The sequence below is a fragment of the Armatimonadota bacterium genome (genome assembly GCA_013314775.1).
Taxonomy (GTDB): Bacteria; Armatimonadota; Zipacnadia; order Zipacnadales; family JABUFB01; genus JABUFB01.
This window is the reverse complement of the sequence record JABUFB010000008.1, coordinates 214,429-237,939: the sequence shown is the minus strand read 5'-3', so window position 1 is coordinate 237,939 and position 23,511 is coordinate 214,429. Positions and strand designations below refer to the sequence as shown.

The window sequence follows — 23,511 nt, the reverse complement described above, 5'->3', positions numbered from 1 at the left end:
CGCATCCATTCGTGGCAGGGCCCGGCGCATCGCACGGGCCCTGTCCCCTATTCCCCCATGACCTTGATGATCACGCGCTTGCGTCGCCGGCCGTCGAACTCCGCATAGTACACCTGCTGCCACGGTCCCAGGTCGAGCTCGCCCTCAGTCACCGGGATGATCACCTGGTGGTGGCACAGCAGACTCTTGAGATGGGCGTCCCCATTGTCCTCGCCGGTCCTGTGGTGGCGGTAGTCAGGTCCGAAAGGCGCCAGCCGGTCAAGCATCTCGTCGATGTCCTGGATGATGCCGGACTCCGCGTCGTTCACATAGATGCCTGCGGTGATGTGCATCGCCGAAACAAGGATCATGCCTTCGGCGATCCCGCTCTCATCCAGGGCTTCGCGCACCTCGGCCGTAATGTTGATGTATTCGCGACGGTTCTCGGTCCTGAACCAGAGGTACTTGGTGTGGGATTTCATGCTTCTCCCCCTTTGTCTGCGTGGTCTGATCTGTCCCTGTTCCTCGTGCTCTCCGAGCAGTCCTGCGCGGAGCGCTTACCAGACAGTCAGTGCTTCTAACGACGGCGTGGGACAACCCTTCGTAAGTGCCTCCCCCACGGAGAAGCCAAACGCTCAGGTGGGTTGATAGCGCTCGGTACTTTGCCGTATAGTGGAGCCGGTTGAGAGCAGTGGTCCGGATCGTTTCCGCTCAGGAGGAAGTCCATGCAAGGCAAACGCGTAATGGTCCTGGGAGCCGCAGGCAAAATGGGCAAGCATCTCGTGCCCAAGCTCGTGGAAAACGGCAACCAAGTGGACGTGCTGGCGCGCTTCAGCAGCCCCGATATCCTCGAGAGTTTCCAGAAACTGGGCGTTGGTATCTACAAAGTTGACCTGTCCGTGGAGGACGGGCTCAAGGACGTGCCCCGGGAGTATGACTGGGTTTACAACATGGCGGGTGTGAAGTTCGGCTCCGGCGCAAATCACCGGTACACCATCGAGCTGCAGGTCATGGCCACCGGCCGCATTATGGAGCATTTCGCGGGCAGCGGCGGCATTATGTACGCCTCCAGCGGCAATGTGTACCCGGACACCGAAGACGGCTGCACCGAGGAGGATATGCCTCAGCCACCCAGCTTCTATGGCATGAGCCGCCTGGGCGCCGAATGGATCACAGAGTATTTCTGCCGCCGGAATAACACGCCCGCGTTGATCCAACGTATCTTCTACGCCTACCACGAGGAGTTTGGCGTCCCCACGGACATCGCCCGACAGGTGCGCGACGGGGAAGAGATCGATATCACCACCTCGTACGTCAACTGCATCTGGCTCGACGACATCCTCGACCTGATGCTGGCATCAGCGGAGCTGTGCGCGGTGCCGTGCGAGATTCTGAATATGACTGGGACGAGCAAGGTGTCGGTTGTAGAGATCGCCGAGATGCTCGGCAAGTTCATGGGCAAGACCCCGCGGTTCAAGGGGACCCCGAAGGGCACAAGCCTTCTGGGCAAGGCGGACAAGATGGCGAGGCTGCTGTGGGAGCCGCCGACCTCGCTGGAGACGGGCCTGCGGAGAGTAGCGGAGTCCGTCATGGCCTACGAACACCCGCTGGACCACCCGACGGAGTGGGAGAAGCGAGACAAATTCGGGGAGAATTGAGGGTTGGGTCTGCCCGAAGGCGCACACCCGACATGGATATGTCGCAAGTAAGCGATTGCCGCGCACTTCCCGGTGGACTGTAGTGAAGCCCTGTACAGGATGAGCCGGCCAAAGCTACCCAGAGCGTCACCCCCCAACAGGCTGGCGCCCTGCAGTCCCGTCAGCCCCCGCAGGGGCACGCCCCCAGCGAGCGGACTCATCCAGCTTTCCTCGGCTCATCGGCTGGTCCACTCAGGGAGGTTAGTATTGTACGGCCCGATCCGAGAACCCATCGTCGATCCGTCCAAACTCACGGCGTACCTGTTAGTCAGCCGCCCACTCGACGACAAGTCCCAGTTCCTGGCACAGGCAGGTTTCACTTCCGACAACCCTGAAGTACTTCTCGACGCAATCCGCCAGCATGCAGCGCCCCACGATGCGGCGGAGGACGGGGACCACGAGTGGGGAACACTATTGAGGTGTTGGCAGTGCGGAGGCTGAGAGCAACCGCCTGAGCACATGGCCGGGGCAACGACGGGCGGGTAGGAAGCCTGCCCGTCGCGGGGAAGGCTCAACGGCCGGAAGACGGCGGAAGGCGGACGGCGCGGCGGGATACCAGCCCCGCCCTACAGACTGCGGAAGGCCATGCGCCACAAAGAAGCGCTATCCTCCCAGCACCGAGACCACCGCGTCGGCGAATTGGCTCGTGGATGCCGTGCCCCCCAGGTCGCGAGTGAGCACGCTCCCATCACGCAGCACGTCCCCCACCGCTGCCTCGATCCGCGCTGCGGCGTGGGGATGCCCCAGGTGCTCCAGCATCATCGCCCCAGTCAGGATTGCCGCGGTTGGATTCGCGATGCCTCTGCCCGCAATATCGGGCGCTGACCCGTGCGGCGGTTCGAACATCGATGGCCCCGTGACCGACAGGTTCGCTCCCGCGCACATTCCCAGGCCGCCCTGCAGAACGGCAGTCAGGTCGGTCAGGATGTCGCCAAACAGATTCGGGGCAACGATGACATCATACGCTTCTGGCTCGAGCATCAGCCTCATTGCCATGGCGTCCACGTTCTGCCAGTCGGCGCGTATGCCCGGATAGCCCCGGGCAACATCCTCGAAGACCTCGTTCCACAGCGTCATCCCAAAGTTGAGCGCATTGGCCTTGGTGGCGCTGGTGACACGGCGCACGCCGTCACGTCTGGTTGCGAGGTCGAAGGCGAACTCCATCACCCGGCGGCATCCGGCCTCGCTGTAGATTCCGGTCTGCAACGCGATTTCCGAAGACCTGCCAAAGGAGGGCCGAAGGCCCCGGTACTGCTCGAACTCCGGCGCACCTGCGGGATAGCGCCCGCCAATACCAACGTACATACCCTCGGTGTTCTCGCGCACCACCACGAGGTCGATTGACTGCGGCTCGACGTGGCTCAAGATGAAGCGCCCGCCGGGTAGGGGACGGATCGGGCGCACGTTCGCAAATTGGTCGAAGCCGAAGCGGATACGCAGAACGAGGCCGCGCACAGCGACTTCCTCGGGCACAAGGTCCGGCATCCCCACCGCGCCGAGGTAGATGGCGTCGAACTGCGACAGATCATCAAGCGCGGATTCCGGCATGAGTTCGCCGTACCGTAGATAGTGCTCACAGCCCCACGGGAACTGCACGAACTCGCAGCGCACGCCCTCGGCCTGCCCTGCGGCGTTGATGACCTTGATCCCCTCGGGCACGACTTCCTTGCCAATTCCGTCGCCGGGAATGACCGCAACGCGGTGGGTCGCCATGTGTGCCTCCATGCGAAGACGCCCAGGCGCTAACCTGGGCGTCGGTGGTTCGCTTATTGTCCGGCGACCATCACTCGGGAATCTGATAGTTGGGCGCTTCCTCGGTGATGGTGATGTCGTGGGGATGACTCTCGCGCAGACCCGAGCTGGTGATCTGGTAAAACTCGGTCTGGGTGCGTAGGGCTTCGATATCCGCCACACCGCAATAGCCCATGCCGGCGCGCAATCCGCCCACAAGTTGGGTCACCACGGCGGAGAGCGGCCCTTTATAAGGCACCCGGCCCTCCAAACCTTCGGGAACCAGCTTTTCCACAGCCACATCCTGCTGGCCGTAGCGGTCACGGACAGCCTGGCGTTCGCTCATGGCGGCGAGGGACCCCATGCCCCGGTAGACCTTGTACGTGCGGCCGCGGTACAGGACGCGCTCACCGGGGCTCTCTTCGGTACCCGCGAAGAGCGCGCCGATCATCACGCTGGAAGCACCCGCCGCGAGGGCCTTGGTCACGTCGCCCGAGAACTTGATCCCGCCGTCTGCGATAATCGGGATGTCCTTCTCTTCGGCCACCTTGGCCGCGTCCATGATCGCAGTAATCTGTGGTACGCCCGAGCCGGAGACAACGCGGGTGGTGCAGCTTGCACCGGGCCCCATGCCGACTTTGACTGCATCTGCACCCGCTGCGATGAGATCCCGGCAACCGTCGGAGGTCGCGATATTTCCTGCGATGACCGGGGTGTCCGGGAAGGTCTCCTTGAGCTTCGCGACCATCTCGATCACATTGCGCGTGTGGCCGTGAGCGGAGTCCAGCACCAGCACGTCCACACCGCGAGAGACCAGGGCCTGGGCGCGCTCCATGCCGTCGCTACCCACTCCCAGCGCGGCCCCCACCCGCAGTCTGCCCAGGTCGTCCTTGCAGGCCTGCGGATACTTGGCGACCTTCTCGATGTCCTTGATGGTGATGAGCCCCAGGAGCCGGAAATCATCGTCGACCACTGGCAGCTTCTCGATGCGGTGCCGGTGGAGAATCGCCTTGGCTTCCTCGAGAGTGGTGCCCTCGCGCGCGGTGACCAGGCCATCCCGGGTCATGGCGTCGCGCACCCGCTTGCTCATGTCTGTCTCGAATCGCAGGTCGCGGTTGGTCAGGATGCCCACCAACTTCCCGTTCTCCGTGATGGGCAGGCCGGAAATCTTGTACTTGGACATGATCGCCTCGGCCTCACCGATGTGCGCGTCAGGGCCGAGGGTGATCGGATCGATGATCATGCCACTTTCCGAGCGTTTCACCCGGTCAACTTCGATCGCCTGCTGCTCCACATCCAGATTCTTGTGGATGATCCCGATGCCCCCCTCACGGGCGAGGGCGATGGCGAGCTCGGCTTCGGTCACCGTGTCCATAGCGGCGCTAATGAGCGGGATGTTGAGACGGATGTCCCGGGTCAGGCGGGTGGCCACGGATACCTGGCTCGGAACCAGGTCCGACTTGCGCGGGACCAGAAGGACATCGTCGAAAGAAAGGGCTACTCTGGGCTGATCGTTGATCACTGAGCCCCACCTCGCTTCGGATCAGAGTGTGGTGCGCTGGGATGCGACATATTCCTGCTTCCATTCCTCGTCCTGCGGGTCATCGAAGATAATCCCGCGCCAGATGAGCTCCGTGAAATCGTAAGGACGCTTCAGGAAGGCCATGAGTTCCGGCGCGTCGGCTCCAGAAGGATAGAGGCCCTGCCCGGCGATGAGCCCCAGTTCGGGCACATCCGCGCACCGAGCGTGACGCAGGATCGGGACGTTCTTGTATCGGGGATTGGTGACCCACCCCCGGTCTTCGGTGCGATACCAGGCGAATCCCTGGCAGAGCTCGGCTCCGCCATAGACTGATGCGAAATCCGAGCAGACCCAGTTGGTGGTGACCAGAACGTTATCCGGGTCGGGGTTGATGGTCACGTGGCCGAAGTTGGGCGGCATAATAGCCTTCTCGCCCTGGCGGCACTCCAGAGCAATGCAGTTCGTGACTTCCACCGTGTCCGGGCCTGCGCTGATGTCCGTAACTTCCTGCATCAGGAAGATCGCCGTGCCGTATGCGACCTCGTAGACCTCGGGATAGCTGGGGCCACCCTTCCAGATGGGTGGGTGATAGTGGCCCGAGGTCTTCATGAGTTCCTGGCCGAAAAGGTGCTGTCGGAAAACGCTAAGGTCATAGCGGAGGCTATGAACGCGCAGAAGATCTTCCTTGCCGCGCAAGCCGAGATTGCGATACATCCAATAGACGATCTCCTGCTCCATACCGACCACACAGGAGGGGTCTTCCAAGACCGCAGCAAGTGCACCGAAACTGCGGGTGGAGTACTCCGGGCGCTGCATTTTCGCATCGGGCGTATCCACGAAAGCGACGCGGCAGGTATGGGGATCCAGGTATATGTTGAGCCCGGCGTCGGTTAGAAGTTGCACTGGGTGGTCCTCCGGATAGTGGTTGATTTGGCCTGTTCGACGCCGTCAGTCGTCTTTACGGGGCAGATTTCGCCGACTGGGACCGTCGGCCTACGCGAAATGCTGCAGGGCAACGGCGGCTGCCCCGACTATCCCTGCATTGTACCCGAGTTGGGCCGCCACAATCGAGGTCCGCTCCGCCGGAATGTCCATGGCGTACCGGCGGAAAGCTTCGCGGACCGGCTCCAGGTAGACCTCACCCATCTCCGGAACTCCGCCCCCAAGCACAATGACTGCCGGGTCTATCAAGTTTGCGGCCAGTGCAAGGGCGAACCCCATGCGGGACGCCGATGTTTCCACAAGCCGGCGCGCTTCAGGGTCGCCCGCCGCGGCCAGTGCGCCCAGCGCCACTCCGGTGATATCCTGTCGCGCTTCATCACCAAATCTGACACCTGATTGCAGCGCCTGTCGGGCCTCCCGGCCCAGCGCCTCTCCCGAACAGAACGCTTCCACGCAGCCTCGCTTGCCGCAGGTGCAGACAGGGCCGTGGGGGTCGACGACCATATGGCCGAACTCCCCGGCATTGCCGTGAGCGCCATGAAGAATGCGGCCATTGACGATCACGGCGCCTCCCACGCCGGTACCGATGTTCACGTACAGCACTGGGTCGAACCCGCGGGCAGCACCGAAGACCGCTTCGCCCAGCCCTCCCGCGTTGGCGTCATTCTCCAGAACCACCGGAAGGCCGAACTCGCCACGGAAAGCGCCGGCAATGTCCACGCCACCCCAGCCGCCGACGTGATGTGATAGCCGCGGGCGATCCGCCTCGAAATCCACGGGCCCGCCAAAACCGATCCCGATGGCTGCGGGGGCCTGTCCCCCACTCTCCAATGACCTGTGGGCGATGTCAAGCAGTCGCGAGAGCACCCGCGGGCCGCCTTCGGAGCGCGGCGTAGATTCCCGGACCAGTCCGCGGAGCGCGCCATCGCGGGAGACGAGACCTGCGCTGATGCGGGTGCCGCCGACATCAACCCCCAGGACCCACGCAGGCTCCATTTCACGCCTGCTCCTGTGTCAGCGCCCGCTCAACCAGCCCACAGACGATATGCCCGATAGTGATGTGACACTCCTGGATGCGCGGGGTCGAGTCGTGCGGGACCTTGATACACAAGTCGCAGAGTTCGCCCAGCGCACCGCCGGACTTCCCCGTCATCCCTATAGTCCCGGCACCCCGGTCTTTCGCCAGCTTCACCGCGTTGACACAGTTCTCTGCATTCCCGCTTGTGCTGATTGCAATGAGCAGGTCGCCGGGACCGAGCAGACCCTCCACCTGTCGGGCGAAGACTTGGTCAAAACCGAAATCGTTGCCGATTGCGGTGAGGATCGAGGTGTCGGTGGTGAACGCCACGGACCGAAACGCGGGACGATTCAGGCGATAGCGGCCCACGAGTTCGCCCGCAAGATGCTGAGCGTCCGCGGCGCTGCCGCCGTTACCGCAGAAAGCTACGAGGCCGCCGGACCTGAGACACTCGGTCACAGCCTTCGCGAAGACCTGGATCTCGCCACACATCGTGTCGCCGATGTGCGCCTTGAGGGCTGCGCTCTCAGCAAGTTCCGACTTGATCTGGTCCTGTACGGGCTGCACATTGATCACCTCCGCGGGCGCGCACCGGATCTCAGAACCGTGCGAAGAACTGGGTTGCCCAATAGTCCCCGTTCGCATTGACGGACAGGCCGATTCCCACGTGAGTGAACTTCTCGGTAAGAATGTTCGCTCGGTGCCCGGGACTGTTCATCCAGTCCGAGTGGGTCTCACGGGCGTTCTCCACGGTCAGGCTCCACAGCCCGGTTCCGTACCGCCGGGCGATGTTTTCGGCGATGGAGTACGTCTCGGCCTCCGGATATGCCCGGCGGAACCGGTCAAGGATGGTGCGCAGGCCATCCACCGGCGATTCATGGGCGAAATACTTCAGGTCGCGCATCTCCTCGCTGTGCTGGCGCGCAATGACGCACAGGCGCGGGTCCGGAACGCACATCGGCAGGTTGTTCTCCATGCGCGTGCGGTTGAGCTCGATAACCAGCACAGCTTCGCACTCCACGAGCAGTTCGCGCTCCCGGGCCTTTACAGCGTCACAGCCTTCAGGCAAGGGCGGAAAAGAGGACCGCTGAACCGCCCAGTAGTGAGGCAAGGCAGCGGGCAGGTCGCCCTGACGGTGGCAGACCACAGCCATCCACTGGGTGGCTGCGATGTACCCCGGCGCAAGCTCCAGTGCGCGCTCAAAGGAATTGCGAGCGGCATCGAACTTGGCCTCACGGTAGAAACTGGTGCCCTGATTGACCAGGCGGCGCACCGCGTCGCCAGGCTCAGGCTGACAGCAGGCCAGGGCGCACGCGATCAACAGAAGGAAGCAGAGCAGTGATCTATTCGTCGCGGGTCATCCTCTCAGCCCCAACCGATGCAGCGCCGATTGCTCCCACCATCTGGGGCGCTTCGACGCGCAGGGGCTCAAAGCCCAATTCGACTGCAAGGGCGGCGATGATTCCGTCATTGAGCGCAACCCCGCCGGTGGCCATTACCGGCTCCCGGACGCCCACCTGGTTTGCCAGCGCCATGGCCCGCTGGGCAACGGCACGGCAGAGCCCGGCGGCGATGTCCTCGCGCGCCACCCCATCGGCAAGCAGGCCCACCACTTCGGATTCGGCGAAGACCGTGCAGACGCTGCTGATCGGCGCCGGCGAATCAGAGTGCAGGGCGAGTTGCCCCAGTTCCATGAGTTCCACATCGAGCGCCCGAGCCATGAACTCCAGGAACCGCCCGGTACCGGCGGCGCACTTGTCGTTCATGGCGAATGTCTCGGGCTTCCCGTCCGGCGCCAGCGCGATAGCCTTGCTGTCCTGGCCGCCGATGTCGATCACCGTGCGCGTCTCGGGGGCCAGCACATGTGCGCCCTGGGCATGGCAGGTGATCTCGGTCACCCGCAGGTTGGATTCAGCCAGCGCAAACCGGCCATAGCCTGTGCCCACGATGCAGGCGATCTGTCCACGCTCCAGCCCAGCAATCTCCAGCACGCGTGCGAGAGCGCGAGCGCCCGTCTCCGACGGGCTCCAGCTTGTGGGCTCCTGCCAGGTGGCGACAACCTGCATGGCGACCGCATCCAGCACCGCCGCTTTGGTCGTCGCGGAACCCACATCCACGCCAACGGTGATCATCGCAGGAACTTGAACCAGAGATAGATACTGGACAGGATGATCCCCTGAAGCGTGATGGGGATCCCGTATTTCATGAATCGCACGAAGCTCAGTGGGTGCCGGGAACGTTCGGCAATCCCCGCGACCACCACGTTGGCGGACGCGCCCACCAGGGTGAAGTTGCCACCCAGACACGCTCCGAGTGACAGGGCCCACCACAGTGGCAGGATGTCCGGCGCGTGGGCGATCTGGAAGAAGTCGGCGTTTGCGGCGTCCGGGTGCAGGTTGAACGCCATGTCGTGGATAACCGCGTTCATCGTGGCGACAAAGGGAATGTTGTCCACGATGCCCGAAGCGATTGCGGAGAACCACAACACGCCCATGGTCAGGGCGAACCGCTGGCCGCCGTCGAGGCCGCCCGAGATGTCATCCCCGCAGGTCAGGCTGATGATCCCCTGCCCGACCAGCCGCACCACGCCGGTCTTCACCAGCGCACTGACCATGACAAAAAGGCCGACGAAGAAGAAGATCGTGGGCCATTCAACTTCCTTGAGTGTCTCTTCCGGGTCGGCCCGGGGCATCAGAAGCAGTGCCGCGGCGCCGGCGAGAGCGATTGTCGCAGGCTCGAGCCCCAGCTGCCCATGAAGCCCAAATCCGATGAGCACCGCGCCGATAACGAACAGGCAGCGCTTCAGGAGGATCTTGTCGGTGATGGCCCGGGTTTCGTCGAACTCCATCACCTGTGCGGCCTGTTCAGGCGTCACCTTGAGGCTATTGCGAAATGTGAACCAGATCGTCGCGAGGAAGACCGCAATAATCGCGAGGACCACAGGTCCGTTGATGATGAGGAAGTCGTTGAAGCCTATCCTGGCCGATGAACCGATCATGATATTGGGTGGGTCCCCGATGAGCGTAGCCGTGCCGCCAATGTTCGAGGACAGAACCACCGCAATCAGGAACGGGACGGGATCGACCCCGAGGCTCTCGCAGATCAGGATGGTTACGGGGGCGATGAGCAGCACGGTCGTCACATTATCCAACCCCGCCGAGAGTGCGGCGGTGGCGATGGACAGGTAGATCATGATCAGGACCGGGCTGCCCTTGGCGAGCTTGGCAGCCTTGATCGCTATCCACTGGAAGACACCGGTATGGCGCGTGATGCTCACAATCACCATCATCCCGATGAGCAGAAAGATGGTGTTCCAGTCGGTGCCTTCCACTTCCTCATGCCCGTGGAAAGCCGTATGTTGGTCGATGAGTCCGAAAACGAGCATCACTGCAGCCCCGGCAAGGGCCACTTTGGTCTTGTGGACCCGTTCCGAGGCGATCACGATGTAGGCGAAGATGAACAGCGCCGATGCCGCCGACTGGGGAAGCGTGAGGCCGATTGTCAGGAGACCCAAGAATAGCCCGGAGGTGACAAGCGGAACCACGACGGCCCATAGCGGGGCGAATCTCAGACGGCGCAGGAGCAGGGCGGCGATTGGGACAAAGAGCGCGGCCCCAAGGTAGTCGTACAGGGTCACGCCTGCTCACTCCCGTTGCTCTCAATGGTGGGGCGCACGATGATATGCATGAGGTCGCGCCGGCTGATGATCCCCACAAGCTTGCGGCCCTCAACTACGAAGCAGCGGCGTACGTGCTCGCGAATCATGATGCGCGCCACCTCGACCACCGGCTCGTCAGGCGGGACCGCGCGCAGCATCTGGGGGCGGAGTACGGAGGCGACGTGAACGCTGTCCAGGTCCTGGCCACCGGGTATCGGGAAAGTTACGGATTTCGGCAGAAAGCTCAGATCGACCGAGGACAGGTACTCGGGCAGGGTCAGGGCAAGGATATCTGACTCCCCGAACACTCCCAGCAGGTTCCCGTTCTCATCGAGAACCGGGAGTGCCGAGTGGCCGCTCTCCAGCATGACTTCACCCGCGCGCCGAGCGGTGTCGGTGCCCAGGAGTGACACGACTTCGGTCTTCATGATATCGCGTGCAACCATCAGGCCACCCACAGGAATCCAGATAGTCAAAGGCGGAGCCGCATGCAGCTCCGCCGAGCACTCACGGGGGGATTATAGCAGCAGGTCGTGCAGTGGGTCAAACGGTGCAGCAGCCGGGGGTCTGACCGCCGTAAGTAGGTGGGTTTTTGCAGGGAGGTCACCCCTGTATCGAGAACTGTGTGTGCCAGACCAATACAGACCGATACAGGGGTGACCCGTCATGGTTCCACGCGAACAGATGCAGGACCTGCTTGATGGCTTCCGCGCTTGGTGCAAAGAACATTTGTCGGTGAACAGCGTGCAGGAAGCGGAAGAAATGGCGGTCACGATCGGTCGCCAGGTGGCTCAGGTAGTCGTGGAAGAAGGGGTAGAGCAGATCAGCCATCGCGCGAGTTACGAGGGTTGCAGTATCGCCTGCTCGTGCGGTCGTCGGGCGAAATTCATTGATTACCGCCCCAAGTATTTGATGACGCTGGCAGGTACGGTGAAGGTCCTGCGCAGCTACTACTACTGCCGTGGGTGCAAGACGGGACACATCCCGTGGGATGCTCGGCAGGGAGTAACGGGCCTACAATGGACGCCTGCTGTGAAGGCGTTAGCGGGGCATTTCATTGGTCGTGTCACGTATCAGGAGATGTGCGAGCTTGTGGAGTTGACAACGGGTCTGCACATGGTGGAAAGCTGCGCGGAAAAGGTCAGTTATGAGCTTGGTCCGAAGCTGCGGGAGCAGGAGAGGGAACAGATAGCGGCGGTGTTTGATGGGGAAGTTCTGCCCCTTGTGGCGCAAGCCCCAAGACGTGTGTACGTGGCTGTGGATGGCACTCACGCGCATATTGACGGTCAGTGGCATGAGATTAAGGCGGGGGTGATCTACAGAGGGGAACCGGACGCGGAAGGGAACGATGAGGCCATCCACAGCTACTATGTCGCGGCCCAGGAGCCTGCGGAGCAGTTCGCAGAACGAATGTATGCGGCGGCGGTTTTCCAGGGCGTGGAGCAGGCACAAGAGCAGGTGGTGATCGGGGATGGGGCGGAGTGGATCTGGAATCTGGCAGCCCACCATTTCCCAGACGCGACGCAGATCGTGGACTACTGGCACGCCTGCGAGCACATCTGGACACTGCGACGGGCCTTGTATGCGCAGGACAGTGCGGCGGGTGATCGGTGGGCCCGGGAGCATTGCCGGAAGCTGCGTGACACGGGTCCACGCAGCCTGCTGCGTTCCTTGAGACGAATGAAAGCGTCGACGCCAGAAGCAGCCGCGGTGATACGCACCGAGACGGGGTATTTCACCCGGCACCGCAAGCGCATGGCCTACCCGCAGTTCCGCGCCCGAGGGATGATGATCGGCAGCGGACCGGTAGAAGCGGCGTGCAAAGTTGTGATTGGGCATCGGATGAAGCGGGCGGGGATGCGCTGGACGCGATCGGGTGCCGATGCGGTGCTGGCGATCCGATGCGCCCTACTCAACGGTGACTACGACCGCCTCAATAAAGCCGCAAGAGCAGCATGAAACGTCAATCTACCAACAAAATCGAGTCCGACCCAGAAGCCGGACCTCGCGCCCGCGTCTATCCTTCTTCCACACCCGCAATCCCCGCGAAATCACCCGCATCCTCGAGCATTCCGACAATGCGCCACACCGCCGGATCGCCGGTCTCAACGGCCTCCACCAGTCCCCCGGCGAGTTCAACGAAGCCTCGATCAGCATACACAGCGCCAGGCTCAGGCACGGCTGGGAGTTCCCCGGCGATGCGCATGAGATCCAACCCCGGTCCGGCGCATGAAAGGGACTGCGCACTGAGCATCACCGTGGGAGCCGAATGTCCGCCCACAGGATCGGAGTGCACCACCCGGAGCGCCGTCGCTGCTGCCCAGAGGGCGTCTTCATCCCCGCCTCCGCTCCATCCGACCACCACCTGGCCATCCGCCTGGCCGAGGATCTCCCCATCATTGCGCAGAGCCGTGGTCACCACGCGATCCACCAGCGCAGGAATGTCGGGAGATGACTCGCCCGGAGCGGGACTGGGCGGACGGACGAACATCAGCACGGTCTCCCGGGTCTCGGCGGGATCACCGGCACTCTCGCAGCCGGGGACTGCGTGTCCAAGCTGGGTGCTCGCGTAGTTCACCAGCGACCGGCGCAGGGCTCCGCCGAGACGCAGGGCCTCACGCAGATCCTGCAGGGAATCGCCCATCTCCCGCAGTTCGCCCCGACCTTCGGAGAACAACGGCAGGTCCAGTTCGCCACCCGAGAGGCGCTGCATTGAGATCGCCAGGCGCTCCAGGGGGGAAGTCATTCGGCGCACCCAGCCGGACGCAACGGCGATGCCCAGGGCCACCAGCACCAGCACCAGCACCAGGTTGCGGATCGCGATTTCCGCCAGCACCCGGTTGGCGATGCTGCGCTTGCACCCAATCTCCACGTACGGGCTGCGTTCAGCTTCGTGCCCGTTGCCCCGTAGGGTTGCGCGCACCGGGATCAGGTCCTGCCGCCGCCCGAGTTGCCCAGCGCGGGACATTGCTACCAGCTGTTGCGCGGCGCGCGGGTCAGTGGGCCGGTACGGACGCCCATCGCGGGTCACCAGCGCGATATCCTCATTCACCGCGAAGGCGATCACATTGTCGTTTTCGTCCGCCACCACGATGTAGACAATGTCCACCGAGAACAAGTCATCCCGCAGGCGATGACGCACAACGCGGTCGATGAACTGCTGGAGCGAATTGCGCGATATCGGGTCCTCCAGCGATGTCAGCTGAACCAGGACCGCCGCCACCTTGCCCATGGTAAGCCGCGTCTGCTGCCGGACGACGTTGTTGGTGTGCCGGATGGACAGGAGCGTTGAAGCGAGGAGTGTCGCGACGATGATCGAGGCGATGATCCACGTCAGTCGCGCCCGGAGCTGGCCCCGGGTAGGCGGCTCAGGTGCAGCGGCAGGGGCAGGCTCCTCGAGCTCACCCGGGACTGCAGGCGTTTCCCGGGCAGTGCGAATCACCAGCAGGTAGCCGCCGGAGATCAGCACGCCCATACCCGCCACATGGTACAGGTTCAGGGTCTCGCGCAGCACCACCCAGGACACGACCGCGGTGACCACGGCTCCCAATATCTTCAGGCTGACCGCGACATGCACCGGTATCTCGGCGGTGCCGCGGTAATACAGATACATGGACAGGGCTGTGCTGACACCGCCGAGAAGAAGCAGTAGGAAAACGCCCCTCGGGTCGAGTTCCATCAGGTCGGGCCACGAACCGTTCACCAGGGATACACTGGCGGTCACGAGCAAACCGCCGCCGAACCGCCAAAGAGTAACTGTGGAGGGGCTGAAGCGACAAAGAGCGCTCTTTGCGAGGATCTCGGCGGTAGCACGGGTGATACCGGCCAACAACGCGAGACCATCCCCAAGAAGTCGTGTTCGGGCCTCAGAGACACCAAAGGTGAGCTCGCCGAGGCCGATCAGTGCGTCAGCGCCGACCATCGCGCCAACGAGTAGCAGGCGTACGGAACTGACCCGTTCGCTCAGAGTCAGGTAGCCTAGGAACGCGACAAAGATCGGCGCGGTTTTCGAGATGGAATTGACGACGCCGGCGGAGGAAAACTCCAGGGCCGCGGTGAAAAGCAGCGCACCCACGCCCGAACCCAGGGCGCCCACGAGGAACAGTCCAAGCCAGTCCTGGGGTCGCGGCCGCTCGGTGGGCCCATCGCGGCGCTTGTGGGGGATGCCGAAGGGTATCATCAGCGCCACGGCCAGTAGATAGCGGGCAGTGACAACTGACTCCCGGGAGAGGCCGTCCATGAGCAGTAGCTTGGTCAGGACGGGAGACAATCCCTGGAGGATGACACCGGCGACCACGAAGTAGTACGGCGTCAGACTGCGCTGCGTGTCCACCGGCCTCCTGTGTGCGTCACTCAGCTTTCGAGTGCTTGCCGGATGCGCGGGCCTCCGGCGGTCGCGCCAGACTGCTCTCCTCCAACCAGGCGCGCTTGCCGGTTGCGAGGCGAATCTCGGTCCATATCCCCGACCGCCGGATCGGCTCCACCTGCGTGCCGGCCTGCAGATTGCCCGTGACCTCGAAATGCCTCCCCGGGCCGGACCGCATGGTTGCCGGGTCGCCGGTCACAAAAGCGGGGGGATGCCTGTAGTCGTGGTCCCACTTCGCCCAAGCCGAGGCGCCTGTAACCACTGTCGCCAGCGCCAACACCAGGAACACCACCCATAGACGGCGTTGCGGGCCTTCACGCAGGATGAGCAACACACCGGCCACTGTGAGAGCGAGTAGCGCCAGAAGCGCCGCGCCGGCCAGTTCGTTCACCGTGAATCGGAGCACAAGCCCCCCGGCTGCCGCCATGAGCCACGAACGCGGGACCTGAGGCGCTGCGTCGGCACGCATTGCGGTGAGCTGCTCCATATTCGACAGCAGATCAGGGTCGCGCGGCGCGATCCGTCTCGCGGCCCAGTATGCGGCCATTGCCTGACCGGGCTGGTGGGAACGCGCGCGAGCATTGCCCAGATTATAGAGCACATCGGCCCCGTCCGCGCCCAGTTCGACGCACCGCGCGTAGCCGGCCGCCGCCGAGGCGAAGTCTCCTTTGTCGTAGGACTCGTTGGCCCGGGCGAAGATCTCGGCGACATCAACGGAGCTCGCGCAAGCAGACCAGGGCGGCAGGGCGGCCGTCGATGCCGCCAGCAGGAGTGCGAACCGCAGCAGAAGACGGTCAGAGGCGATCATCGGTCCATCGCCTTCTCAAGAGCGTCGATCAGTTCCTTGGCCTGGTCAATAAGCGCCGCCGGTTCCAAGGTTGCGGCGCCCCCAGGGGCGAAGCGCATGTCGCCGCAGGACGATAGAAGCGTGGTGACCCGCCCCACGACAGGAGACGCCAGGCCGCGCCGTTCCAACTCGGACGCGATCTCCTGGAGCGCGATGCCGGTCGCGGGCAGAGCAAAGCGGTCGGCAAGGTACTGCCGGACCGTCTCCGCGACCGCATCCACCACGGCATTGCCGCGGAGCTTCTCCGCAGACGCAAGTGAGCGCCGAGCCTGCCTTGCCGCGGCGGATGCCCGGAAGCCTTGGGGGTCGGACAGACGCCGCTGCCGATTGACCCTGACCGCAGCGGAACCTGCCAGCGCGAGAGCGCAGGCAGTCAGCACTGTGGGGATCACGGGCGTCGAGGGCAGCGGCGGGTGTGCATGCAGACGCGGTCGGTCGGTGTGGATGTGCATCAGCGCGGTATCCCCCGCAGCCGATGTCGCTTCCTCAATAACCTCACCTTCGGTCACCGTCACCGAAACGGGAGCGCTCTGGGCGGTCTTGTATGCGCGAGCCGCGGGGTCGAAGTACCGCAGGCTAGCGCCAGAAATCTCCAGTTGTCCCGCGCGACGGGGCACCACGAGGTACTCGAATTCCGCTCGTCCACCCAGCAGCAGCCGGCCGCCCAGTGTGCGCGGCTCGGAAGTGCGTTTCTCGCCTGACTGGTAGACCTTGCACCAGTCCGGCACCTTGAGGTCGGGCGCCCGGACTGCCTGAATGTTCCCGGTTCCGTCCACGATGGCACGCACCGTGAGACCTTCGCCGGCTTTCACGCGCTGCTTGTCGGCGCTGATCTGGACTGTGAACTGCCCCACCGCACCGCTGAATCCCGCGGGGGGCGTCGGAAGCGGTTTCACCGACACGCGGACCTGGTTGCTTTCAAAAACCTCGCGCTGGTACACAGGGGGCAGCATCAGTTCCTCGGGTGCGGCCTTGATCGTGTGGCTGCCGGGAGTTGCAGGGAAGAGAGCCCAGCGGCGGGTCGCACGCACGTACTGGCGACCATCAACGGTGACGTATTCCGGATCGGGATCCGGAAGGGCCTCGGCGACAAATCCTTCGGCATGCGGCGCTTCCTGGCCCGGTCCATGCGGTAGACGGTAGGCAGTGTAGTATTCCACGATGGCGGTCAACTGCTGGTTCACGAAGGCCTCGCGGGGCTCGACGCGCAGGACGATGGCAAAAGCCTGATCACTGTCGAAAGGCACTGCGCCTGAACCTGACGGCGCCGGTTGGGGCGTAGGCCCGGCAGACTGGGCGCCACCGCCGGCGCCACGTTGGACGCTGACCGTGATCGGCTTGGCGCGCAGCAGCTGCCCGTCCACGACCGCGGTGGCGACCGGCAACGTGAGTTCGCCCGCCCGAAGCGGCTGGAGGGTATACGTCCTGCGGATGTACTTCGTCCCCTTCATATTGACGAGACTAAACCCGCTCTCCCGGCTGGGGACGCCGATGACAACGAAATCGGGGGATTCCTCGAGTTCAGGTTCCTCCACGTCCTGAGACGGGTCGCTGTTCACTGTTACGCTCATGTACAGCAGATCATCCGTGGAGAGCGAGAAACGGTTCACGTCGGTCTCTATGGTTGCCTCCGCCCAGCCTGGCGCCGGAAAGCAGCACACGGCCAAGGTGCTCGCGACCAAAGCCACGAGCGCCATGAAAGGGCGGTAGTCTGTTGAGCTTGCGGTCCGCAGAGTTACCAGTCCTTATCCGTGGGAGCAGGGGGGGTCATGGGTACACGGCGGATGATCTTCTGCACGTTCGCATCTTCCTGCGCCAGGGCCTTGAGCAATTGGTCGGCTTGTTCTTTGTCCATCGGGCGGGTCTCCCGGGCCGCATCCTGCTGCTTGTCCGCGTCTTGCTGGTCCCGGCCTTGCTGATCTTCGCCTTGCTGGTCTTCGGGTTTCGTCTCGTCCTTGTCCTCGCTCTGGTCCTGCGACTGCTGGCCTTCTTGCTTCTCCTTGTCCGCGTCAGTCTTCTGCTCCGGCTGCTTTTCCTGCTTCTGCTGATCCTTCTTGTCGTGCTTGCCCCCGGCGCCCTGCTGCTGTTGCTGCTGCTTGCGCTGGGCGAACTCCAGGTTGAACTTGGCCCGCTCGTCGGTGGGGTCCAGCGTCAGGGCCTTCCTGTAAGCCTCGATCGCTTCGTCCAGCTTGCCCAGGCGAAAGCAAGCGTTGCCGGCATTGTAGTGGGCGAACCGCGCCAATTCTCCATCGGATGCCTTGGCCGCTTCCGAGAAGCCTTTCAGTGCCCCGTCGAAATCTCCGAGTCGGTAGTCTGCGGCGGCGGCGTTGAAGGCCGCTTCGGCGCTCTCGGGATCAAGCTCCAGAGCTTTGTTATACTTTTCGCGGGCAGACTTGAACTCACCCTTACTGTACAAGCGATTGCCGGCTTCCACCAGCCTCGCAAATTCGCCTGGAAGGGACATGCCCATGAGCACGGGCATAAGCGCAAACATCGCGGGTAGCAGGCTGATCAGCTTTGAACGGGTCAATCTATACATGATTGCGCTCCCGTGGGCCGCGCCGGGGTGCTGCCGGTAGGAGTGATTCGATGACCAGAAGCAGGACGGCCAGGCCGAGTGGCCACTGGAAACGCTCGGCGTAGCGTGTGAACTGGTAAGATCCAACCTCAGCGCTTTCGAGGCTGGCGATGGCCTGATAGACCCGGTCGATGTTGATCCCGCTCTCGGAACTGCGAACGAAGACCCCGCCACCCTCCTTCGCAATCTCCGCGAGCACTTTCTCATTCATGCGCGTGATCACGATCTCGCCATTGCGGTCCTGCTTGAACCGCGACTTCACTGTACGGGGGCCATCATCATCGCCGAACAGTTCACTGAACATCCCCAGTGGGTCGCGAGCCGGGTCCGTTTTCTCCCTCTGGACTTCCTCAACCGGGATTGGGGCTCCTTCAGTGCTCCCGAGCGCGACAACATGGATCTGGATGCCTTTCGCCCTCACCTGCTTCACGTCATTGAGCGTGAAGCCCTCGTGGTCCTCGCCATCGCTAAACAACACGATGGCCCGGTACTTGTACTCGGCCTTTTCCAGAAGGCGCACCGCGGACGCCAGTGCCCCCCCCAGGGCAGTTCCGGGAGCAGGCGCGGAGCCGCGTTCGATGCTGGTCACGAACATCGCGGCCGCATCCGGGTCGATGGTGAGCGGCGAGTACATGTACGCGCTGCCGGCAAACACCACGATGCCGATGCGGTCGCCCTGAAGCCGGTTTATCAGCGCCAGTGCCGCCTGTTTGGCCGCCTCCAGGCGGCTGGGCTTCACATCCTGGGCCAGCATGCTGTCGCTGGTATCCAGGATGAAAACCACGTCTGCACCGCGAGCGGGGATCTTCTGGACCTCCGTGCCCAGCTTGGGACGAGCCGCGGCGATCACGAGCAGACACATCGCGGCCACCAACAGGAGCCCCTTGAGCAAACGAAGACGTCGGTGCCAGCGCCAGTCTGCCGGGCGGAACCTGTCCTGCAGGAAGGCGCCCAGGGCTGCCTGGCGTTTGCCGGCGGCGCGGAAGACTATCCACACCAGCAACAGGGCAAACCACAGAAGCTGCAGGACGGCCGGGTTGTTCCACGTGAAATACCCGTGCATAGGTCAGGGCGTCCTTCGCGCGAACACTTCCTCCAGCAGAATGCACATCACAAGAAGAACAACGCCGGGCCAAAGGAAGCGCGTGAACTCCTCCACCACCGGGCGCCGCTTCTTCAGCTCGAACTTGCTCTTTTCCATGGCGCGAATCTCATTGTAGATCGACTGCAGGGCTGTGGCGTCTGTAGCTCGGTAGTACTTGCCGTTGGTGATCTGTGCAACTTTGCGCAGAGATTCTTCATCAATGTCTGTCATCTGAAGGGTTCCGTCAGGATTGGTCAGGTAGCGTTTCCCGAACAGTCCGTCCCCGATGGGGATGGGTGCTCCGCCCTTTTTGCCGACACCCACCGTGTAGATGCGGATCCCGAGAGCCGCCGCCGCACGTGCTGCAGTGATGGGGTCGATTTTCCCACTGTTATTGACCCCATCCGTCATGAGGATAATGACGCGGCTCTTTGCCTTGGAGTTTCGCAGACGGTGGGCCGAAGTGGCGATGGCCATGCCGATGGCCGTGCCGTCTTGTATGATCCCCTGCTCCACTCCACGGACCAGTTCAGCGACCATCTCATTGTCCAATGTCAGAGGACACTGGGTGAAAGCCTGTCCGGCGAAGATCACCAGGCCCAGGCGGTCATTCACGGTCTGGAGTGCGAAACGTTCCAGGGTCTCCCGGGCGACCACAAAGCGGTTCTTGGGTTTGAAGTCTTCCGCAAGCATGCTCCCGGAGATATCCAGGGCGAGCATGATGTCGATCCCCTGACTCGACTCCTTGTCCACAGAAGCCGGCCGCTGCGGGCGCGCAAGAGCAATAATGAGCAAGATCAAGGCCGCAATCTTGATCCACGGCACACTCGCCGACAGGATCCCGCGAAGGGAGACGCCGTCGCTCAAGTCCGCGACGCTGGAGAAACTGATACCGCTTTGGCGGTTGCGGTAAGGGCGCAAGGCCCGCCAGACTAGCAGAGGCACCGCGAGCAGCCCGAAAAATGCCCAGGGAGAAGCGAAGAACATCAACCCGCGTCCTCCTCTTCAGGTTTCGGGTCTGAAGCTCCGGCGATCCAGATAGCTTCGCGCGCGGTCGCCAGGGCCGTGCCGGCGTCTGCAGGACCCACGGGAATACGACCGAAGCGCACGCGGTCGGCTTCTCTCAGCACCGCCATCAGGGGCTGCACGAAGCCCGGATCGGCGCCTGCCCGCCACAAATCGCGCAGCAGGCTTGCGGTCGTGCCCTCGTTGGCGGGCAGATCATATCGCGCCTCAACAAACTCGCGCAGTATTTCCACCAACTCCGCATAGTGCCCGGGGCAGTCATCGAGTGCGGGAAGATTGCGTCGCTCCAGCTCGGCCAGACGAGACAATGCCCAGGACTGCGCGGTGACGACCTTGGGCGGCTCCGGACGCCGGCGGCGATCGCGCAGACGCCGTGCCATCCACAGTCCCAGGACAACCAGCACCGCGACCAGCAGAGCGGCAATCAGGGCCGCAAGCAGCCAATCGGATCGTCTCATGCGGATCGGTACCGGGTCGCGAATATCCTGGATGTCTTTGGCATCGGGAGGCACGACGCCGGCAACCTGAAGAGTCACCCCCGGAACGCGTGCCTGCGCGGCTTTCTCCTTGCCAGGGAGACTGCACGGAATCTCCAGACCGCTGATGGTCCTCTTCCCCACTTCGAAGACCTGCAGCCTGTACGCCAGCGTCACATTGAGCTTGTCTTTGCTGGTTTCGTCGGTTCGCTTGAGGTCACGGACCTCGAGGGGCGCAAGCTTCTCAGCGAGGTCCGGCGTGTCAATGCGCGCGCCTTTTGGCGCGGTGATGCGGATCTCGTAACCGAACACGTCGCCGATGGTAATTCGGTCCTTGTCCAACGTTGCAGTCACCTGGACGCCGGACAGGTCTTCGGCTGCAAGCGCGCGAGGGGGCAGCGCCGGGTCGGACGCCAGGACGAACAGCAAGCTGATGACCAGGAGCCTGGGGACTGTCATGGTGAATCAGTGACGCAGCCGCTTGCGTCGGCGTTCGAAAAACGCGACGAGCGGATCGACCGGCGTTTGCTCTGTGGTGATCGGGACGAGGTCGATGCCCCGGGACAGGAAGCGCTCGCGGCGTGCCGCGGCTTCAGCCTCCGCGCGGGCTGCGTGGCGGCGGAGAAACCCCGGTGCCGAAGTATCAACCAGTGTGAGGCGGCCTGTCTCGGCGTCCTCCAACTCGACCAGCCCGACATTGCACAGCCCGCGTTCACGCGGGTCATACAAGTCCACCGCGATCACGTCGTGCCGCCGCTCAAGAATAGTCAGAGCATCCAGGTAGCCGACGTCCTGAAAGTCCGAGACAACAAAGACCACGGCGCGGCGGGTGAGAGTGCGCGAGACGTGCTCCAGGGCGTTGCGCAGGTTGGTGCCAGGGCTCCTGCGCTGGAAATAGAGGACCTCGCGGATGACCCGCAAGACTTGCCGGCGACCCTTGCGCGGCGGCAGATAGAGCTCAACATCGTCCGTGAACATGACGAGGCCGACCTTGTCATGGTTCTTGGTGGCCGAGAATGCCAAGAGGGCACAGACTTCTGCCGCGGTTTCGGCCTTTGTGCGCTGCTGGGAGCCGAAATCCAGGCTGGCGCTGGCGTCCACCACGAGAACGACGGTGAGTTCGCGCTCCTCGACGAAACTCTTGACGTGCGGGCTGCCCGTGCGAGCGGTCACATTCCAGTCGATGCTGCGGATGTCGTCGCCAGGAGTGTACTCGCGGACTTCATTGAACTCCAGGCCCAACCCCTTGAAGACCGAATGGTAGCCGCCCGCAAACAGATCGGTGGTGAGCCGATCGGTGCGGATCTCGATTCGCCGCACGCTGCGGAGAATGTCAGCCTGATCCACGGTCGATCCTTCCTGGAGGGCGTCAAAGGCACAGGGCACAGCAGGGCTGGATAGGTTCGGCGCTTCTTGACCGAGGCGCTTCGCCTATGCGGCCCCTCAGGTCGGCTACGACAGCGACCAACGGCCGACAGGCGGAACGCCTCCTCAACGCGACGAAAGGCAGACGGCTGGCAGGCGAGTCGCATGCCCCGCGCAACGGAAGGCAGCGGGTCGCCCTTGCCCTAGGGGCTCTCCACCGTCTTGAAGATCCGGTCCACCAGGTCCTCGCTGGTGAGGTCCTCGGCCTCCGCCTCATACGAAAGCAGAATGCGGTGGCGCAGGACATCCGGGCCGACCGCCAGCACGTCATCCGGAACCACATACCCGCGGCCTTCCATGAAAGCATGTGCGCGGGCTGTGACCGCGAGATAGATCGTAGCGCGGGGCGAAGCGCCGTAGTCGATGAGAGCATCGCAATTCTCGAGGGTCTGAATACTCTCTTCCCACGCCCGGCGTTGCTCCAGCGTCAGATCGACCCTGGCGCGCAAGCGGGCTCGGGCATCCTGAGCGGCTCCGCGAGGATCACGGGTGGCGCAGACCAGGTCCACGATGTACTGTTCGATGCGCTCATCCATATAAATCTCGTGGATAACCTGTCGCGCTCGCAGGATGTCCCCCGGTTCGCACACGATCTCCGCTCGGGGACCCTCTGCGCGCGCCCAGCGTCGGAGGATGCCCAGTTCTTCGCTCTTATCCGGGTACCCCACCCGGACTTTGAGCATGAAGCGGTCCACCTGGGCTTCAGGCAAGGGGTAAGTGCCCTCCTGCTCGATGGGGTTCTGGGTGGCCAGCACGAGGAAGGGCTCATCCAGACGGAAAGTCTCCCCGCCGATGGTCACCTGGCGCTCCTGCATGGCTTCGAGCAGGGCGCTCTGGACCTTGGCCGGTGCGCGGTTTATCTCGTCGGCCAGGATAAGGTTGGAGAAGATCGGGCCTTTCTTCACGAAGAAGTCACGAGAGCGCTCGTCATACACCATCGTGCCGACGATGTCCGCGGGGAGAAGGTCCGGAGTGAACTGCAGGCGCTGGAAGCCGGTGTCGATGGCCCCGGCGAGGGTCCGCACGGCGAGAGTTTTTGCAAGACCGGGCACGCCCTCGACAAGAACGTGCCCGTTAGCGAGAAGTGCCAGGATGAGCCTGTCGATCAGGTCAGTCTGGCCAACAATGACCCGCGCCATCTGGTCCCGCAGCGCGCGCACAA

Annotated in this window: 22 protein-coding genes; 3 read left to right on the top strand and 19 right to left on the bottom strand. The window is 63.3% G+C overall.

The genetic code is table 11. From position 1 onward, the window contains the following. Positions 1–47: 47 nt before the first annotated feature. Positions 48–461, bottom strand: a complete 414-nt coding sequence (locus tag HPY44_08470) for a YjbQ family protein (protein NSW56033.1) — start codon at positions 459–461, stop codon at positions 48–50. Between the two features lie 243 nt (positions 462–704). Here HPY44_08470 and HPY44_08465 point away from each other — a divergent pair, with 243 nt between their 5' ends. Further along, complete coding sequence (locus HPY44_08465; GenBank protein ID NSW56032.1) at positions 705–1,637, top strand: NAD(P)-dependent oxidoreductase; 933 nt, start codon at positions 705–707, stop codon at positions 1,635–1,637. A gap of 246 nt (positions 1,638–1,883) precedes the next feature. Further along, positions 1,884–2,117: a hypothetical protein gene (locus HPY44_08460; protein ID NSW56031.1), complete on the top strand. Its 234-nt coding sequence runs from the start codon at positions 1,884–1,886 to the stop codon at positions 2,115–2,117. A gap of 162 nt (positions 2,118–2,279) precedes the next feature. On the opposite strand, the gene HPY44_08455 is transcribed toward HPY44_08460, so the two are convergent. From HPY44_08455 to HPY44_08415, 9 genes are all read right to left on the bottom strand, one after another. Then, the gene (locus HPY44_08455) at positions 2,280–3,389 is read right to left on the bottom strand and encodes an isocitrate/isopropylmalate dehydrogenase family protein (GenBank protein NSW56030.1); all 1,110 of its coding nucleotides are present in this window, start codon (positions 3,387–3,389) and stop codon (positions 2,280–2,282) included. A gap of 70 nt (positions 3,390–3,459) precedes the next feature. Further along, entirely contained in the window at positions 3,460–4,929 is a 1,470-nt protein-coding gene (gene guaB / locus HPY44_08450; GenBank protein ID NSW56029.1) for an IMP dehydrogenase, read from the bottom strand. A 21-nt stretch (positions 4,930–4,950) separates the two neighbouring features. Further along, positions 4,951–5,832, bottom strand: coding sequence for a hypothetical protein (locus tag HPY44_08445; GenBank protein NSW56028.1), 882 nt, complete (start codon positions 5,830–5,832; stop codon positions 4,951–4,953). Between the two features lie 90 nt (positions 5,833–5,922). Then, complete coding sequence (locus HPY44_08440) at positions 5,923–6,867, bottom strand: ROK family protein (protein ID NSW56027.1); 945 nt, start codon at positions 6,865–6,867, stop codon at positions 5,923–5,925. A 1-nt stretch (position 6,868) separates the two neighbouring features. Then, complete coding sequence (locus HPY44_08435; GenBank protein ID NSW56026.1) at positions 6,869–7,534, bottom strand: D-sedoheptulose 7-phosphate isomerase; 666 nt, start codon at positions 7,532–7,534, stop codon at positions 6,869–6,871. Then, entirely contained in the window at positions 7,488–7,865 is a 378-nt protein-coding gene (locus HPY44_08430) for a CAP domain-containing protein (protein ID NSW56025.1), read from the bottom strand. Before HPY44_08430 ends, HPY44_08435 begins: the two co-directional genes overlap by 47 nt. A gap of 367 nt (positions 7,866–8,232) precedes the next feature. After that, positions 8,233–9,021: a 2-hydroxyglutaryl-CoA dehydratase gene (locus tag HPY44_08425; GenBank protein NSW56024.1), complete on the bottom strand. Its 789-nt coding sequence runs from the start codon at positions 9,019–9,021 to the stop codon at positions 8,233–8,235. Then, on the bottom strand, positions 9,018–10,388 hold the full coding sequence (locus HPY44_08420) for an ArsB/NhaD family transporter (protein ID NSW56023.1): 1,371 nt from the start codon (positions 10,386–10,388) through the stop codon (positions 9,018–9,020). Before HPY44_08420 ends, HPY44_08425 begins: the two co-directional genes overlap by 4 nt. A 134-nt stretch (positions 10,389–10,522) precedes the next feature. Then, complete coding sequence (locus HPY44_08415; GenBank protein NSW56022.1) at positions 10,523–10,993, bottom strand: CBS domain-containing protein; 471 nt, start codon at positions 10,991–10,993, stop codon at positions 10,523–10,525. A gap of 220 nt (positions 10,994–11,213) precedes the next feature. On the opposite strand from HPY44_08415, the gene HPY44_08410 reads away from it, so the two are divergent. Further along, the gene (locus HPY44_08410) at positions 11,214–12,506 is read left to right on the top strand and encodes an ISKra4 family transposase (protein NSW56021.1); all 1,293 of its coding nucleotides are present in this window, start codon (positions 11,214–11,216) and stop codon (positions 12,504–12,506) included. Positions 12,507–12,564: 58 nt separating this feature from the next. Here the strand turns inward: HPY44_08410 and HPY44_08405 are convergent, their stop codons facing one another. The 9 genes from HPY44_08405 to HPY44_08365 form a co-directional block, all read right to left on the bottom strand. After that, the gene (locus HPY44_08405) at positions 12,565–14,880 is read right to left on the bottom strand and encodes an EamA family transporter (GenBank protein ID NSW56020.1); all 2,316 of its coding nucleotides are present in this window, start codon (positions 14,878–14,880) and stop codon (positions 12,565–12,567) included. Between the two features lie 16 nt (positions 14,881–14,896). Then, positions 14,897–15,721: an SH3 domain-containing protein gene (locus tag HPY44_08400; GenBank protein ID NSW56019.1), complete on the bottom strand. Its 825-nt coding sequence runs from the start codon at positions 15,719–15,721 to the stop codon at positions 14,897–14,899. Next, positions 15,718–17,370 carry a BatD family protein gene (locus HPY44_08395; GenBank protein ID NSW56018.1) on the bottom strand — a complete coding sequence of 551 codons (1,653 nt, stop codon included), beginning with the start codon at positions 17,368–17,370 and terminating at the stop codon, positions 15,718–15,720. The genes HPY44_08400 and HPY44_08395 overlap by 4 nt, the downstream gene beginning before the upstream one ends. A 125-nt stretch (positions 17,371–17,495) precedes the next feature. Further along, entirely contained in the window at positions 17,496–18,299 is an 804-nt protein-coding gene (locus HPY44_08390; GenBank protein NSW56017.1) for a tetratricopeptide repeat protein, read from the bottom strand. Continuing rightward, entirely contained in the window at positions 18,292–19,401 is a 1,110-nt protein-coding gene (locus tag HPY44_08385) for a VWA domain-containing protein (protein NSW56016.1), read from the bottom strand. Before HPY44_08385 ends, HPY44_08390 begins: the two co-directional genes overlap by 8 nt. Positions 19,402–19,404: 3 nt before the next feature. Beyond that, the gene (locus tag HPY44_08380) at positions 19,405–20,409 is read right to left on the bottom strand and encodes a VWA domain-containing protein (protein NSW56015.1); all 1,005 of its coding nucleotides are present in this window, start codon (positions 20,407–20,409) and stop codon (positions 19,405–19,407) included. Beyond that, the gene (locus HPY44_08375; protein NSW56014.1) at positions 20,409–21,383 is read right to left on the bottom strand and encodes a hypothetical protein; all 975 of its coding nucleotides are present in this window, start codon (positions 21,381–21,383) and stop codon (positions 20,409–20,411) included. The genes HPY44_08380 and HPY44_08375 overlap by 1 nt, the downstream gene beginning before the upstream one ends. A gap of 6 nt (positions 21,384–21,389) precedes the next feature. Next, positions 21,390–22,271: a DUF58 domain-containing protein gene (locus HPY44_08370; protein NSW56013.1), complete on the bottom strand. Its 882-nt coding sequence runs from the start codon at positions 22,269–22,271 to the stop codon at positions 21,390–21,392. Positions 22,272–22,492: 221 nt separating this feature from the next. Continuing rightward, on the bottom strand, positions 22,493–23,488 hold the full coding sequence (locus HPY44_08365) for an AAA family ATPase (GenBank protein NSW56012.1): 996 nt from the start codon (positions 23,486–23,488) through the stop codon (positions 22,493–22,495). Between the last annotated feature and the right edge of the window lie 23 nt (positions 23,489–23,511).

What these genes read in the sequence shown, in the direction of transcription:
- HPY44_08470 (NSW56033.1), bottom strand. Translation starts at nt 461, where the DNA reads ATGAAATCCCACACCAAGTACCTCTGGTTCAGGACCGAGAACCGTCGC.
- HPY44_08465 (NSW56032.1), top strand. Translation starts at nt 705, where the DNA reads ATGCAAGGCAAACGCGTAATGGTCCTGGGAGCCGCAGGCAAAATGGGC.
- HPY44_08455 (NSW56030.1), bottom strand. Translation starts at nt 3,389, where the DNA reads ATGGCGACCCACCGCGTTGCGGTCATTCCCGGCGACGGAATTGGCAAG.
- HPY44_08440 (NSW56027.1), bottom strand. Translation starts at nt 6,867, where the DNA reads ATGGAGCCTGCGTGGGTCCTGGGGGTTGATGTCGGCGGCACCCGCATC.
- HPY44_08435 (NSW56026.1), bottom strand. Translation starts at nt 7,534, where the DNA reads ATGCGAACGGGGACTATTGGGCAACCCAGTTCTTCGCACGGTTCTGAG.
- HPY44_08430 (NSW56025.1), bottom strand. Translation starts at nt 7,865, where the DNA reads ATGGAGAACAACCTGCCGATGTGCGTTCCGGACCCGCGCCTGTGCGTC.
- HPY44_08425 (NSW56024.1), bottom strand. Translation starts at nt 9,021, where the DNA reads ATGATCACCGTTGGCGTGGATGTGGGTTCCGCGACGACCAAAGCGGCG.
- HPY44_08415 (NSW56022.1), bottom strand. Translation starts at nt 10,993, where the DNA reads ATGGTTGCACGCGATATCATGAAGACCGAAGTCGTGTCACTCCTGGGC.
- HPY44_08410 (NSW56021.1), top strand. Translation starts at nt 11,214, where the DNA reads ATGGTTCCACGCGAACAGATGCAGGACCTGCTTGATGGCTTCCGCGCT.
- HPY44_08400 (NSW56019.1), bottom strand. Translation starts at nt 15,721, where the DNA reads ATGATCGCCTCTGACCGTCTTCTGCTGCGGTTCGCACTCCTGCTGGCG.
- HPY44_08390 (NSW56017.1), bottom strand. Translation starts at nt 18,299, where the DNA reads ATGTATAGATTGACCCGTTCAAAGCTGATCAGCCTGCTACCCGCGATG.
- HPY44_08385 (NSW56016.1), bottom strand. Translation starts at nt 19,401, where the DNA reads ATGCACGGGTATTTCACGTGGAACAACCCGGCCGTCCTGCAGCTTCTG.
- HPY44_08380 (NSW56015.1), bottom strand. Translation starts at nt 20,409, where the DNA reads ATGTTCTTCGCTTCTCCCTGGGCATTTTTCGGGCTGCTCGCGGTGCCT.
- HPY44_08375 (NSW56014.1), bottom strand. Translation starts at nt 21,383, where the DNA reads ATGACAGTCCCCAGGCTCCTGGTCATCAGCTTGCTGTTCGTCCTGGCG.
- HPY44_08365 (NSW56012.1), bottom strand. Translation starts at nt 23,488, where the DNA reads ATGGCGCGGGTCATTGTTGGCCAGACTGACCTGATCGACAGGCTCATC.